The sequence below is a fragment of the Phycicoccus duodecadis genome (genome assembly GCF_002846495.1).
Taxonomy (GTDB): domain Bacteria; phylum Actinomycetota; class Actinomycetes; order Actinomycetales; family Dermatophilaceae; genus Phycicoccus; species Phycicoccus duodecadis.
Window position 1 is genome coordinate 23710 of record NZ_PJNE01000001.1, and the last position, 14190, is coordinate 37899.

The window sequence follows — 14190 nt, forward strand, 5'->3', positions numbered from 1 at the left end:
GCGCTCACTGGTCCTCCTCCTCGTCGTCGTCGCCACCGATGTAGGCCTCGATGACCCGGGGGTCGGACTGCACCTCACCGGGGGAGCCCTCGATGAGGACGGTCCCGCGGACCAGGCAGAGCACCCGGTCGCAGAGGTTGAAGATGAACCGCATGTCGTGCTCGATGACGACGACCGCGAGCCCGCTGTCCCTGATCTTGAAGATCAGGTGCATCGTCTCCTCGGTCTCCTTGGGGTTCATCCCCGCGGTGGGCTCGTCGAGCAGCAGGATCTGCGGGTCGGTGGCGAGCGCCCGGGCGATCTCGAGCCGGCGCTGGTCACCGTAGGGGAGGTTGCGCGCCAGGATCTCGGCGGACTCGGCGAGCCCGACGTACGCGAGCAGCTCCTGGGCCCGCTCGCGGGTGGCGGCCTCCTCGCGGCGGAACTTCGGCCCGCGCAGGATCGAGGTGAGCGCCATCGACGAGGTGCGGCAGTACCGCCCGACCATGACGTTCTCGAGGGCCGTCATGTTCGCGAACAGCCGGATGTTCTGGAAGGTACGGGCCATCCCGGCCCGCACCACCTTGAGCGGCTTCGGCGGCAGCGTCTCGCCGTTGAGGGTGACGCGCCCCTCGGTGGGGATGTACATCCCGGTGAGGCAGTTGAAGAACGTGGTCTTGCCGGCACCGTTGGGGCCGATCAGACCGACGATCTCGCCCTCGCGGACCTGCATGCTGACGTCGTCGACGGCGGTCAGGCCGCCGAAGCGCATCGTGACGCCCGCGGCCTCGAGGACGATGCGGTGCCCCGCCTCGGTGGCGGGAGCGGTGGGCTCGGTGACGGTCACTTCGCCTCCAGGTGTTCGGTCTGGGCGAGCTCGACGAGCTCCTCGTCGTCCTCGTGGAACTCGAGCTGGCGCCGCTTGCTCGGCACGATGCCCTCGGGCCGGAAGCGCATCATGATGACGAGCAGCAGCCCGAAGATCAGCAGCCGGTAGTCGTTGACCACGCGGGCCTTCTCGGGGAGCAGCTTCAGGATGGTGGCGCCGACCAGGACACCGGCGACGGTGCCCATGCCGCCGAGGACGACGGCGGCCAGCAGGAACGCGGACTCCAGGAAGATGTACTGGTCCGGGGTCACCGACGTGTCCTGGTGCGCCTTGATGGTCCCGGCGAGGCCGGCCAGCGAGGCGCCGACCGCGAACGCGAGCAGCTTGAGCCCGAACACGTTGACTCCCATGGCCTCGGCCGCCCGCTCGTCCTCGCGGATGGCGACCCAGCCGCGCCCGATCCGGCTGTCGTTGAGCCGGGTGAACACGAGGATGACGAACGCGATGAGCACCAGCAGCAGGAAGTAGTAGTTGCTGAAGCGCCCGAGGGGGATGCCGGCCAGGGTGTGCGTGGCCCCGAAGTCGAACCCGAAGAAGTTCAGGTCGGGGATGGCCGGGATGCCGTTGGGCCCGTTCGTGAGCTCGGGGCCGTTGTTGCCGTCGAGGTTGAACATGGCCAGGCGGAAGATCTCCCCGAAGCCCAGGGTGACGATCGCCAGGTAGTCACCGGAGACCCGCAGGGTCGGGGTGCCGATGATGAGGCCGAAGATCGAGGCGACCATCATCCCGAGGAGCATGACGACCAGGAACGGCGGCTTCCAGCCGATGGTCGCGAAGGCCGACTGCGACAGCATCGCCCCGACGTAGGCGCCGGTGCCGAGGAAGGCGATGTAGCCGAGGTCCAGCAGGCCGGCGAGCCCGACGACGATGTTCAGCCCGAGTGCGGTCGCCGCGAAGATGAGGATCTGGGTGGCGATCGACATGTTCGCGTCGGAGCCGTCCTGGGTGAACGGGAAGAGGAACGCCACGAGGAACGCGGCCAGCAGCAGCGGTCGCCGGTTGTTCTGCCCGATGAAGCCGACGTACCCGCCGAAGCCGGAGCCCAGCAGGGAGATCGCGACGGTCAGGATGACGATCAGGAGGCAGCCGAAGGTGGCGGCGTCGTCGATGTTCAGCGTGTACGCCGTGGTGAAGAGCAGCACGGCGAGGAGCACGACGATGATCGAGATCTCCTGCCAGCTCGCGAGCCGCGGCCAGGCGTGCACGTCCAGGTGCCGCGCGGGGGAGAGCAGCCCCGCGGCCAGGAGCAGCGCGGCGCCGACCAGGCCGACCCATCCGCCCTCGTTGACGTTGACCAGGCCGCCGGCCTGGTAGGCGATGGAGATGAGGGCCGCGAGGACGAAGGCGAGCGAGCCGTACCCGAGGGCGCGCAGCCCGCGGCCCGGGTCGAGCCAGGCCGGCCGGCGCAGGAGCAGCAGCCCCAGCACGAGGCCCACGACGCCGACCACCATGGCGTAGATCTGGATGCCGGCCGGGTAGAAGCGGATGCTGAGGTCGCCCAGGACGCGGTCGTCGAAGGACCACGACAGCAGGCCGCTGAGGAGCAGCAGCGCGCCGCCCGCGATGCCCAGCAGGGCCGCCCGGGAGCCGAAGCGGGTCTGCATCCGCTCGGTGCTCGACACGGGGGTCTCGCCCTCGGTCCTGTCGACGGTGCTCATGCCCGGTCCACCACCTTCGCGCCGAGGAGTCCTTGCGGTCGGAAGACCAGGACGAGGATGAGGATGGCGAAGGCCCAGACGTCCTTCCACGGGCTGCCACCGAAGGTGCCCGGGATGAACTGGACGGCCATCGACTCGACCAGCCCGAGGGTGAGGCCGCCGAGGACGGCACCCCAGACGTTGCCGATGCCGCCGAGCACGGCGGCGGTGAACGCCTTGAGGCCGGCCAGGAAGCCCATCTTGAAGTTGATGTTCGTGACCTGGAGCCCCTGGGCGACACCGGCCACGGCGGCCAGCGTGGCGCCGATGACGAAGGCGACGACGATGATCCGGTCGACGTTGATGCCCATGAGGCGCGCGGTGTCCGGGTCCTGCGAGACGGCCTGCATGGCGCGGCCGGTACGGGTGCGGGACACGAAGTAGAAGAGCCCGGCGGCGCAGACGATCAGGGCGCCGATGGTGAAGATCGTCGAGCGCTGGATGGTGACACCGCCGAGGTTGAAGGCCGCGCCGGTGACCACGTCGATCTGCGGGAACGGCACCTTCTGCTTGGCGCTGGGGAAGTTGAAGGGGTTCCAGGTGCTGATGAAGAGCAGCGGGTTGTTGTACCCGAGGCGCACGAGCTCCTGGAGGAAGACCGAGATGCCGATGGCGGTGATGAGCGGGGCGAGCCGGGGCGCGTTGCGCAGCGGCCGGTACGCGACCCGCTCCATCAGGACGGCCACGATCACCGAGGCTGCGATGGCGCCGATGATCATGATCGGCAGCACCCAGACGGAGGTGTTGCCGTCGAAGAACACGAGCCAGGTCGAGAGGGCGCCGAACGCACCGATCATGAAGATCTCGCCGTGGGCGAAGTTGATCAGCTGGATGATCCCGTAGACCACGGTGTAACCGACCGCGATCAAGGCGTACAGCGATCCCAGGGTCAGCCCGTTGACGAGCTGCTGGGCGAATTCCACCACCGACCTCCTAGGGTGACGTGCTGGTGGGCTGGGGGGAGAGTAGCGGCTGCGTGACCTCACGGGAACAGGCCTCGGTCCGGGCGGCCTCGTGCGGGTGCTGCCGCCGGCCGACGCCGGGGCGTGAACGCCCGACGGCGGGGGCGGTCGGGTGGACCGTCCCCGCCGTCGGGGTGCTCATGACCCGAGGGTCACGAGCGGTTTACTTGAACTCCTCCGTGTTGACCGGCTTCCACGCGTCGCCGGTCACCTGGTAGACGGTGAGGACGCGGGAGGTCGTGTCGCCGTACTCGTCGAAGGCGACTTTGCCGGTGACACCGTCGAACGAGACGTCGCTCATCGCCTTGACGGTCGCCTCACGGGCGGCGTCGGCCGAGGTGGCGTCCTTCAGCGAGACCTTGAGCGCGTTGATGATCGCGTTCGCGGCGTCGAAGGCGTAGGCACCGTAGGCCTCGTACGGCTCGGCGTAGCCGGCCTTCCCGTAGGAGGCCACGAAGTCCTTGGCCGAGGGCAGGGTGTCGGTCGGAGCGCCGATCGCGGTGGCGAGGTCGCCGTTGGCGGTGGCGCCGGCGAGCTTGATGAACTCGCCGGAGTAGACGCCGTCGCCGCCCATGAGCGGGACGTTGAGCCCGGCGGCCTTCATCTGCTGCGAGAAGGGAGCGCCCTGCGGGTACTCACCGCCGTAGTAGACGGCCTTGGGGTTGCTGGGCTTGATCTTGCTGATGACGGCGTCGTACTTGTCGTCGTCGGGGTTGATCGTCTCGGCGGCGACGATCTTGCCGCCGAGCTTGGTGTACTCCTTGGTGAAGGCCTCGACCAGGCCCTGGCCGTAGGTCTTCTTGTCGTGGACCGTCGCGACCTCCTTGATGCCGGCCTTGTCGAACAGGTAGCGCGCCGCGAAGGGGCCCTGGATCGAGTCGGTCGTGCAGGTACGGAAGTAGTTCGGGTACGAGCGCTTCGGAGCGGTCGCGAAGTCGGCGCCCTGGGTGAGCGACGGGTTGGTGTTGGCCGGCGAGACCATGGTGATGTTCGCCGAGGCGAGCACCGGCTGGACGCTCTGGGCGACCGAGCTGTTGAGGGTGCCGACGACACCCACGACGTCCTTGTCGGACGCCAGCTTCGTCGCGGCGTTCTTGCCGACGTCGGGGGTGGCCTGGTCGTCCTCGGCGGCGAGCTCGAGCTTCCAGCCCGGGATGGCGTTGGACTCGTTGGCCTGCTTGATGGCGAGGTCGACAGAGTGCTCGATGCCCTTGCCGAGAGCGGCGAGGTCACCGGAGAGGGGCGCGATGACGCCGATCTTGGCGGTCTTGGTGTCGCCGGAACCGCCACCACTGCCGCCGTCGCTGCTGCTTCCGCCGCGCGTGCCACAACCGGCGAGCGCGAGCGAGGCCACGAGCAACGAGGCGCCAACGGCGACCACGGAACGCTGAGGCACGTTTCCTCCTGTAGGGATCTGTTCTGTGAGCACACGTGCTCGGGCCCGCGATGGCGGACACGGGGAATGTATCCATCAGATCCTCCGGAGCCCAGCATTGGACGGACAACGGTGTCGAGTTGTTACCTGGCGCGCCCCGGCCCGGGCCCGCCGGGCGGTGTCCGGTGGCCCACAGCCGGCTCCCAGCCACGCTCGGGATACTGGTGCGGACCCAGGACCGGACGAGAGGCCAGAGCGATGAGCAGCGAGCACGGCACCCCCCGCGAGCGCGAGTGCGCCTGCCTCAGCCGGCGACAGACCTTCCGGGCAGCCGGTGCCGTGGGGGCCGCGGTCGCGGGCGTCGGGATGCTGAGCGCCTGCGGGGAGGGCGGCCAAGTCGGCGCCGCGGCGGGCTCGGTGGCATCCGCCGCGGGCTCGGCGGCGTCCCAGGCGATCAGGGCCGCCGAGATCCCGGTGGGCGGCGGCAAGGTCTTCGAGTCCATCCAGGCCGTGGTCACCCAGCCGACCGCGGGGGAGTTCAAGGCGTTCTCCTCGGTGTGCACCCACGCGGGCTGTCAGGTGGGCTCGGTGCAGGACAACGTCATCACCTGCCCGTGCCACGGCAGCCAGTTCGACGCGGCCACCGGCGCCGTCAAGCAGGGCCCCGCTTCAGCGCCCCTGCCCGCGAAGTCCGTCAAGGTCAGCGGCGACGGCATCACCGTCACCTGACCCCGACCTCCCACCCCCGATTCCCACCCCCGATTCCCACCCCCAACCTCGTCCCGAGCCCCACCGTCCCCGGCTTTTCGGGGTGACCCCGAAAAGCTCACCAGGCAAGACCTGGCAGGTCTTGTCCGGACGGCGAGGTCTTGTCTCGGCACGCGAGAGCCGGCGACCTCGCCGGTCGTCCACAGGCCATGGTCGCGGGGCGCTTCGTCCACAGGTCGCCGCACGGCTCTGGATGCAGCGGAAGGACCCGTCCAGAGTGACGGCATGGATGATCTGAGCCTCCTCGCACACTTGCACGACGGCGTGTTCACGACCGCCGAGGCCACTCGGCTCGGGGTCTGCGGCGAGGTGCTGCAGCGTGCCGTGCGTGCGGGGAGCATCCGGCGTCTCGCCCGTGGGCTCTACGCCGCGGGGGAGCGCCCGGACTCGTCCGAGGGCCGGCATCTGGAGCTGTGTCGGGCGCTGAGGCTCGAGTACCCGGACGCCGTCCTGGGAGGTCGGTCCGCGGTGGTCGCCCACGGGCTCCCGGTGTGGGGCGTCCCGCTCGCCTCGGCCCTGTTGCTGCGGCCTGTCGAGCGGCAGGTCCGCCGGAGCGGCGCGACCGTCCGCCCTTTGTCGCCGGTGGTCGGCACCGTCGACACGGCGGTGGGGCCGGCGACGACGCCGGCGTCCGCCGTCGTGCAGGTGGCGCTCGACCACGGATGCCCCGCCGCCGTCGTGTGCGCCGACGCGGCCCTGCATCGCGGTCTGCTGTCGAGGGAGGCTCTCGTGGCAGAGGTCTCCGAACGTGGCGGCCACCGCCACATCCAGCGCGCGCTGGCGATGATGGCGTTCGCCGACGGGACGTCCGAGAGCCCGGGGGAGAGTCGTCTGCGGGTGACGCTGAGCGCGGCGGGCTTCGAGCTCGAGCCGCAGTTCGCCGTGTGGGATGTCGACGGCGAGCTCGTCGGTCGCGCCGACTTCCGCGTCGCCGGGACCCGGGTGCTGATCGAGTTCGACGGGGTCGTGAAGTACATCGACGGCGGCGTCGACGCCCTCGTGCGGGAGAAGCGGCGGGAGGACCGGCTGCGGGCTCTCGGATGGGTCGTCGTGCGGGTCACCTGGGCGGAGCTGGCCGACCCGGCGCGGCTCTTCGCGATCGTACGCCGAGCCCTGGCACTGGCTGCGGCGTCGGCGGCGTGACGCAGAACCGCGAGGCGCGGGCCGGGGAGTGGCGCCGCCGGTCGGCGGTGCGAGCCGGCTGAGGTCGAGACAAGAGCTCCTGCAGGAGACCCCGGCTGCCAGGTCTTGTCTCGTGGCCTTTTCGGGGTGACCCCGAAAAGCTGAGGCGGGGGAGGGGGTGTCGGGGGCGCGGCATAGGCTCGGGTGCGTGGCAGATCCGTCGACGTACCGTCCCCGTCCGGGTGAGATCCCGACGGACCCGGGCGTCTACCGCTTCCGCGACAAGGACGGGCGCGTCATCTACGTCGGCAAGGCCAAGAACCTGCGCCAGCGGCTGTCGTCGTACTTCCAGGACATCTCGGCCCTGCACCACCGCACGGCCCGGATGGTGCGCACCGGGGCCAGCGTCGAGTGGACCGTGGTCACCACCGAGGTCGAGGCCCTCCAGCTCGAGTACGCGTGGATCAAGGAGTTCGACCCGCGGTTCAACGTCAAGTACCGCGACGACAAGTCCTACCCCTACCTCGCCGTCACCATGGCCGACGAGTTCCCCCGGGCCATGGTCATGCGCGGGGCCAAGAAGAAGGGCACCCGCTACTTCGGGCCCTACGCGCACGCGTGGGCCATCCGCGAGACCCTCGACCTCGCCATGCGGGTCTTCCCGATGCGCACCTGCACCACGGGTGTCTTCAAGCGCGCCGGGCAGGTGGGGCGCCCCTGCCTGCTGGGCTACATCGACAAGTGCAGCGCGCCCTGCGTCGGCCGGGTCGACGCCGCCCACCACCGCGACATCGCCGAGGACTTCTGCGACTTCATGGCGGGCAACAGCGGCCGCTTCCTGGGCCGGCTCACCACCGACATGCGCCAGGCCGCGGCCGAGCTCGACTTCGAGCGCGCCGCCCGGCTCCGCGACGACATCGGCGCCCTCGAGCGCGTGCTCGAGAAGTCGGCCGTGGTCCTGCCCGACGCCACCGATGCGGACGTGTTCGGCCTGGCCGAGGACGAGCTCGAGGTCGCGGTCCAGCTCTTCCACGTGCGGGGCGGCCGGGTGCGCGGCCAGCGCGGATGGGTCGCGGAGCGCGACGCCGAGACCACCCCCGACGTCGTCGAGCACCTCCTCCTGCAGGTCTACGGCGACGAGTCCGGCGAGGGCGTGCCGCGCGAGGTGCTCGTGCCCGTCCTGCCGGACGACGAGGAGGCCGTCTCGGGCTGGCTCAGCGGGCTCAAGGGCAGCCGCGTCCAGGTTCGCGTCCCGCAGCGCGGCGACAAGCGGACCCTGATGGAGACCGTGGCGCGCAACGCCTCCCAGAGCCTCGCCCGCCACAAGGTCACCCGCGCCGGCGACCTCACCACCCGCAGCCAGGCCCTCCAGCAGCTCCAGGAGACCCTCGGCCTCGAGGACGCCCCGCTGCGCATCGAGTGCTTCGACATCAGCCACGTGCAGGGCACCCAGGTCGTCGGCTCGATGGTGGTCTTCGAGGACGGCCTGCCCCGCAAGTCCGAGTACCGACGCTTCATCGTGCGCGGCGACGAGAACGGCGTCAGCGACGACACGGCGGCGATGCACGAGGTCCTCACCCGCCGCTTCCGCCGCGGCCGCAAGGAGGCCGAGGAGCACGAGCGCGACGTCGCCGAGGGCCGTGAGCGCCCCACCCGCTTCGCCTACCAGCCCAACCTCGTCGTCGTCGACGGCGGCCTGCCGCAGGTCAACGCGGCCGCCCGCGCCCTCGAGGAGGTCGGGGTCGTCGACGTCGCGGTCGTCGGGCTCGCCAAGCGCCTCGAGGAGGTCTGGGTCCCCGGCGAGGACTACCCCCTGGTGCTGCCGCGCACCAGCGAGGGCCTCTACCTGCTGCAGCGCCTGCGCGACGAGGCGCACCGCTTCGCCATCACCTTCCACCGCCAGCGCCGCTCGAAGGCGATGACGGCCAGCGCCCTCGACGGCGTGCCCGGGCTGGGCGAGAAGCGGCGCCAGGCGCTGCTCAAGCGGTTCGGCTCGGTCAAGCGCATCCGCGAGGCGACCGTCGACGAGCTCGCCGACGTTCCGGGCATCGGGCCTGCGCTGGCGGCGGTCGTTGCGGCAGAGTTGGGGTCGGCCGACCCGGGCACCCCGGCGGTCGACCCCGCGACCGGCGAGGTCATCGGCGACTGAAGGAGCACCCTCGTGGACCAGGCACCGGCGGCGCCGGCGGACCGGGCGGACTTCCTGGTGGTCACGGGGATGAGCGGAGCGGGTCGCTCGACCGCCGCCAACGTCCTCGAGGACCACGGCTGGTACGTGGTCGACAACCTCCCGCCGCAGCTGATCCCGGCGATGGGGGTGCTGGCGTCGCAGGCCCGTGACGCCGGGCGCAGCGACCTGCGGATCGCCGCGGTCGTCGACGTCCGCGCCCGCCCGTTCAGCGGTGAGCTGCGCGACGGCCTGGCCGCCATCCGTGAGCACGGCTGGCGCCCGCAGCTGATGTTCCTCGACGCCACCGACGAGGCGCTGGTGCGGCGCTTCGAGAGTGTCCGGCGGCCCCATCCCCTGCAGGGCGAGGGGCGCCTGCTCGACGGCATCCAGGCCGAACGCGAGCTGCTCGGCGACCTGCGGGCCGAGGCGCAGGTCGTCATCGACACCTCCGGGCTCAACGTGCACCAGCTCGGCCGCAAGCTGACGCCCATCGTCGGCGTCATCGGCGGCCCCAGCCTGCGCCTCGCCGTGATGTCGTTCGGCTTCAAGTACGGCGTCCCGCTCGACGCCGACTTCGTCTTCGACATGCGCTTCCTGCCCAACCCCTTCTGGGTCCCCGAGCTGCGCCCCCTGACCGGCGTCGACGCGCCCGTCGCGGAGTGGGTGATGGGCCAGGAGGGCGCGGTGCCGTTCGTCGACCGCGTCGTCGAGCTCATGACGCCGGTGACCGAGGGCTACCTGCGCGAGGGGCGCCGCTACGCCACCGTCGCCGTCGGCTGCACCGGCGGCAAGCACCGCTCGGTGGCGGTGGCCGAGGCGCTGTCGGCGCGGCTGGGCGGTGACCAGGTCGCCACCTTCGTGGTGCACCGCGACCTGGGGCGCGAGTGAGCGGCCCCGCCGTCGCCGCGCTCGGCGGCGGCCACGGCCTCGCGGCCACCCTGACGGCCCTGCGCTTCGTCACCGACGACATCACCGCGGTGGTCACCGTCGCCGACGACGGCGGCTCCAGCGGCCGGCTGCGCGAGGAGTTCGGGGTCCTCCCGCCGGGCGACCTGCGGATGGCGCTGGCCGCGCTCTGCAGCGACAGCGAGTGGGGCCACACCTGGCGCGACGTGCTGCAGCACCGCTTCGCGGGCGACGGCCCGCTCGGCGGGCACGCGCTGGGCAACCTGCTCATCGTCGCGCTCTGGGAGCTGCACGAGGACCCGGTGGCCGGCCTCGACCTCGTGGGGCGGCTGCTGCAGGCCCAGGGCCGGGTGCTGCCTGCCGCCGCCGTGCCCCTGGCGATCGAGGCCGACGTCAGCGGGCTGGTCGAGGGCGACCCCGAGGCCCGCACCGTCGTGCGCGGCCAGGCGCAGGTCGCCGCCACCCCGGGCCGGGTCGAGCACGTCCGCCTCGTCCCGGCCGACCCGCCCGCCTACCCCGAGTCGGTGGCCGCCATCCGCGCCGCCGACTGGGTGCTGCTGGGCCCCGGCTCGTGGTTCACGTCGGTCACCACCCACCTGCTGGTGCCGGAGGTCCGCGAGGCCCTCCAGGTCACCCGGGCCCGCCGCCTGCTGGTGCTCAACCTCGACCCCGGGTCGGGCGAGACGGCGGGCTTCAGCGCCGCCCGCCACCTGGAGTCCTTCGCCGCGATGGCGCCCGGCCTCCGCCTCGACGGCGTGCTGGCCGACCCCGGCGCGGTCGACGACGAGCCGGCCCTCGTCGAGACCGCAGCCCGGCTGGGCGCGGTGCTCCACGTGATGCCGGTGGCGGGCCGCCACGCCCACGGCGAGCACGACCCGCTGCGCTACGCCGCGGCCCTTCGGGACATCCTGTACAGCCCACGACCCACCTCCTGACGCGTGGCAGGATGACGCGCATGGCGATGACGGCGAAGGTGAAGGACGAGCTGAGCAGGCACGTCGTGACCAAGCCCTGCTGCCGCAAGGCCGAGGTCGCGTCGATGCTGCGGTTCGCGGGCGGGCTGCACATCATCGGGGGGCGCATCGTCGTCGAGGCCGAGCTCGACACCGCCAGTGCCGCGCGCCGGCTGCGCCGCGAGCTGGCCGAGGTCTACGGGCACACGCCCGAGGTGCTGGTCCTGGCCGCCGGCGGGCTGCGCAAGGGCAGCCGCTACGTCGTGCGCGTCGTGCAGGACGGCGAGGCGCTGGCGCGCCAGACCGGCCTCATCGACAGCCGCGGCCGCCCCGTACGGGGCCTCCCGGCCAAGGTCGTCAGCGGGTCGGTGTGCGACGCCGAGGCCGCCTGGCGCGGGGCGTTCCTGGCCCACGGCAGCCTCACCGAGCCCGGCCGCTCGTCGGCCCTCGAGGTCACCTGCCCGGGCCCCGAGGCCGCCCTCGCGCTGGTCGGCGCGGCCCGGCGGCTCGGCATCCAGTCCAAGGCCCGCGAGGTCCGCGGCGTCGACCGCGTGGTCATCCGCGACGGCGATGCCATCGGCGCGATGCTCACCCGCCTCGGCGCGCACGACGCCGTCCTGGCCTGGGAGGAGCGGCGCATCCGCCGCGAGGTTCGCGCGACCGCCAACCGCCTGGCCAACTTCGACGACGCCAACCTGCGCCGCTCGGCCCGCGCCGCCGTCGCCGCCGGGGCCCGCGTCGAACGCGCCCTCGAGATCCTCGGCGACGAGGTCCCCGACCACCTGCAGGAGGCCGGCCAACTGCGGCTCACCCACAAGCAGGCCTCCCTCGAGGAGCTCGGCCAGCTCGCCGAGCCGCCGATGACCAAGGACGCCGTCGCGGGCCGCATCCGCCGGCTCCTCGCCATGGCCGACAAGAAGGCCCAGGACGAGGGCATCCCCAACACCGAGGCCGGCCTGTCGGCCGACATGCTCGACGGCTGAGCCGGCCCCTCCGGAGCCGCGAACGGCCCCTCCGGGCCCCCGCTGCCCGCAGACCGGACGGTTGGGCCCGTCATCGGCGCGGGGTCTAGGGTGTGAGGTGGACCACGTTGCCGCGCAGCGTCGCGCGGCCTTCTCCCCATCATCGGAAGGCAACGTCACAGTGACTGTTCGCGTAGGCATCAACGGCTTCGGCCGCATCGGGCGCAACTTCTACCGCGCCGTCGCGGCCTCGGGCGCCGACATCGAGATCGTGGGGGTCAACGACCTCACCGACAACGCCTCGCTGGCGCACCTGCTCAAGTACGACTCGATCCTCGGCCGCTTCCCGGGTGAGGTCTCCTCGACCGAGACCGAGATCACCGTCGACGGCAAGTCCTTCAAGGCCTTCGCCGAGCGCGACCCGGGCGCACTGCCCTGGGGCGAGATCGGCGCCGACGTCGTCATCGAGTCCACCGGGATCTTCACCGACGCCACCAAGGCCAAGGTGCATGTCGACGGCGGGGCCAAGAAGGTCATCATCTCGGCGCCGGCCTCCAACGAGGACATCACCATCGTGATGGGCGTCAACGACGGCGACTACGACCCCGCGAAGCACACGGTCATCTCGAACGCCTCCTGTACCACCAACTGCCTCGGCCCGATGGCCAAGGCGCTCAACGACTCGGTCGGCATCGTCAAGGGCCTGATGACGACGATCCACGCCTACACCCAGGACCAGAACCTCCAGGACGGCCCGCACAAGGACCTGCGTCGCGCCCGCGCCGCGGCCCTGAACATCGTGCCGACCTCCACCGGCGCCGCGAAGGCCATCGGCCTGGTCCTGCCCGAGCTCAAGGGCAAGCTCGACGGGTTCGCCCTCCGCGTGCCCATCCCCACCGGCTCGGCCACCGACCTCACCTTCGAGGCCTCCCGCGAGACCTCGGTCGAGGAGGTGAACGCCGCGGTCAAGGCCGCCGCCGAGAAGCTCCCCGGCATCCTGAAGTACACCGAGGACCCGATCGTGTCGGCCGACATCGTGACCGACCCGCACTCGTGCATCTTCGACGCCGGCCTGACCAAGGTCATCGGCAACCAGGTCAAGGTCATCGGCTGGTACGACAACGAGTGGGGCTACTCCAACCGCCTCGTCGACCTCGTCGTGCGCGTCGGCGAGAGCCTCTGAGGACCGGAGACCGGTTCCCTGATGGCTGACATCTCCTCGCTGGGCGACCTGCGCGGCAAGCGCGTCCTCGTCCGGTCCGACCTCAACGTGCCCCTCGACGGGACCACGATCACGGACGACGGCCGGATCCGCGCGTCGGTGCCGACCATCACCGCGCTGTCCGAGGCGGGCGCACGCGTCGTCGTGTGCGCCCACCTCGGGCGGCCGAAGGGCGAGCCGGAGGCGAAGTACTCGCTGCGGCCCGTCTCCACCCGGCTGGCCGAGCTGCTCGGCCGCCCGGTCACCTTCGCCGACGACACGGTGGGCCCCTCGGCGCGCGCCGCGGTCCAGGCCATGGCCGACGGCGACGTCGTCCTCCTCGAGAACCTGCGGTTCAACGCCGGTGAGACGGCCAAGGCCGACGAGGACCGCGCCGCCTTCGCCGACGACCTCGCGTCGCTGGCCGACGCCTTCGTCTCCGACGGCTTCGGGGTCGTCCACCGCAAGCAGGCCTCGGTCTACGACGTCGCCACCCGGCTGCCGTCGGCCATGGGTGGTCTCGTGCACGACGAGGTCGAGGTGCTCAAGCGCCTCACCGAGAACCCCGAGCGCCCCTACGTGGTCGTGCTTGGTGGCGCCAAGGTGGCCGACAAGCTGGCCGTCATCGACAACCTCATGGGCACGGCCGACCGCCTCCTCATCGGCGGCGGGATGCTCTTCACGTTCCTCGCGGCCCAGGGCCACGAGATCGGCACCAGCCTCTTCGACGCCGACAGCGTCGAGGCGTGCAAGGGCTACCTGGCCCGCGCGCAGGAGTCCGGCGTCGAGATCGTGCTCCCCGTCGACATCGTCGTGGGCAAGGAGTTCTCGGCCGACACCGCGACCGACGTCGTCGACGCCGACGCGATCCCGGCCGACGCCATGGGCCTCGACATCGGGCCGCGCTCGGCCGAGCTCTACGCGAGCCGGCTGGCCGACGCCCGCACCGTCTTCTGGAACGGCCCGATGGGCGCCTTCGAGATGGAGCCCTTCGCCGCGGGTACCGAGGCGCTGGCCCGGGCCCTCGTCGCGGCCACCGAGGCCGGGGCGCTCACCGTCGTGGGTGGGGGCGACTCCGCCGCCGCCGTCCGGCAGCTGGGGTTCCGCGACGAGCAGTTCGGCCACATCTCCACCGGCGGCGGGGCGTCCCTCGAGTACCTCGAGGGCAAGAGCCTCCCCGGCATCACGATCCTCTCCGACTGACCC

12 protein-coding genes are annotated in these 14190 nt (G+C 71.6%); 8 read left to right on the plus strand and 4 right to left on the minus strand.

Annotated features, from left to right (window positions below; translation table 11 throughout):
* Positions 1-4: 4 nt before the first annotated feature.
* The 4 genes from ATL31_RS00100 to ATL31_RS00115 all read right to left on the minus strand — a co-directional run bounded on the left by ATL31_RS00100 (position 5) and on the right by ATL31_RS00115 (position 4923).
* Positions 5-826, minus strand: a complete 822-nt coding sequence (locus ATL31_RS00100; protein WP_245861800.1) for an ABC transporter ATP-binding protein — start codon at positions 824-826, stop codon at positions 5-7.
* Positions 823-2526, minus strand: coding sequence for a branched-chain amino acid ABC transporter permease (locus ATL31_RS00105; RefSeq protein ID WP_245861801.1), 1704 nt, complete (start codon positions 2524-2526; stop codon positions 823-825). The genes ATL31_RS00100 and ATL31_RS00105 overlap by 4 nt, the downstream gene beginning before the upstream one ends.
* Positions 2523-3488 (minus strand): branched-chain amino acid ABC transporter permease, encoded by a 966-nt coding sequence (locus tag ATL31_RS00110; protein ID WP_245861802.1) that lies wholly within the window; start codon positions 3486-3488, stop codon positions 2523-2525. The genes ATL31_RS00105 and ATL31_RS00110 overlap by 4 nt, the downstream gene beginning before the upstream one ends.
* 202 nt (positions 3489-3690) lie before the next feature.
* On the minus strand, positions 3691-4923 hold the full coding sequence (locus ATL31_RS00115) for a branched-chain amino acid ABC transporter substrate-binding protein (protein ID WP_101393981.1): 1233 nt from the start codon (positions 4921-4923) through the stop codon (positions 3691-3693).
* Between the two features lie 237 nt (positions 4924-5160).
* Here ATL31_RS00115 and ATL31_RS00120 point away from each other — a divergent pair, with 237 nt between their 5' ends.
* The 8 genes from ATL31_RS00120 to ATL31_RS00155 all read left to right on the plus strand — a co-directional run bounded on the left by ATL31_RS00120 (position 5161) and on the right by ATL31_RS00155 (position 14187).
* Positions 5161-5631: a Rieske (2Fe-2S) protein gene (locus tag ATL31_RS00120; RefSeq protein WP_101393982.1), complete on the plus strand. Its 471-nt coding sequence runs from the start codon at positions 5161-5163 to the stop codon at positions 5629-5631.
* Positions 5632-5895: 264 nt separating this feature from the next.
* On the plus strand, positions 5896-6813 hold the full coding sequence (locus ATL31_RS00125) for a type IV toxin-antitoxin system AbiEi family antitoxin domain-containing protein (protein WP_101393983.1): 918 nt from the start codon (positions 5896-5898) through the stop codon (positions 6811-6813).
* Between the two features lie 187 nt (positions 6814-7000).
* Positions 7001-8941 (plus strand): excinuclease ABC subunit UvrC, encoded by a 1941-nt coding sequence (gene uvrC, locus ATL31_RS00130; RefSeq protein WP_101393984.1) that lies wholly within the window; start codon positions 7001-7003, stop codon positions 8939-8941.
* A 12-nt stretch (positions 8942-8953) separates the two neighbouring features.
* Positions 8954-9850, plus strand: a complete 897-nt coding sequence (rapZ, locus tag ATL31_RS00135; RefSeq protein ID WP_101393985.1) for an RNase adapter RapZ — start codon at positions 8954-8956, stop codon at positions 9848-9850.
* Positions 9847-10803 (plus strand): gluconeogenesis factor YvcK family protein, encoded by a 957-nt coding sequence (locus tag ATL31_RS00140; RefSeq protein ID WP_101393986.1) that lies wholly within the window; start codon positions 9847-9849, stop codon positions 10801-10803. Before rapZ ends, ATL31_RS00140 begins: the two co-directional genes overlap by 4 nt.
* A gap of 20 nt (positions 10804-10823) precedes the next feature.
* Positions 10824-11804: a DNA-binding protein WhiA gene (gene whiA / locus ATL31_RS00145; RefSeq protein ID WP_101393987.1), complete on the plus strand. Its 981-nt coding sequence runs from the start codon at positions 10824-10826 to the stop codon at positions 11802-11804.
* A 160-nt stretch (positions 11805-11964) separates the two neighbouring features.
* The gene (gene gap / locus ATL31_RS00150; protein ID WP_101393988.1) at positions 11965-12966 is read left to right on the plus strand and encodes a type I glyceraldehyde-3-phosphate dehydrogenase; all 1002 of its coding nucleotides are present in this window, start codon (positions 11965-11967) and stop codon (positions 12964-12966) included.
* 21 nt (positions 12967-12987) lie between these two features.
* Positions 12988-14187, plus strand: a complete 1200-nt coding sequence (locus ATL31_RS00155) for a phosphoglycerate kinase (RefSeq protein WP_101393989.1) — start codon at positions 12988-12990, stop codon at positions 14185-14187.
* The last annotated feature ends 3 nt before the right edge of the window (positions 14188-14190 follow it).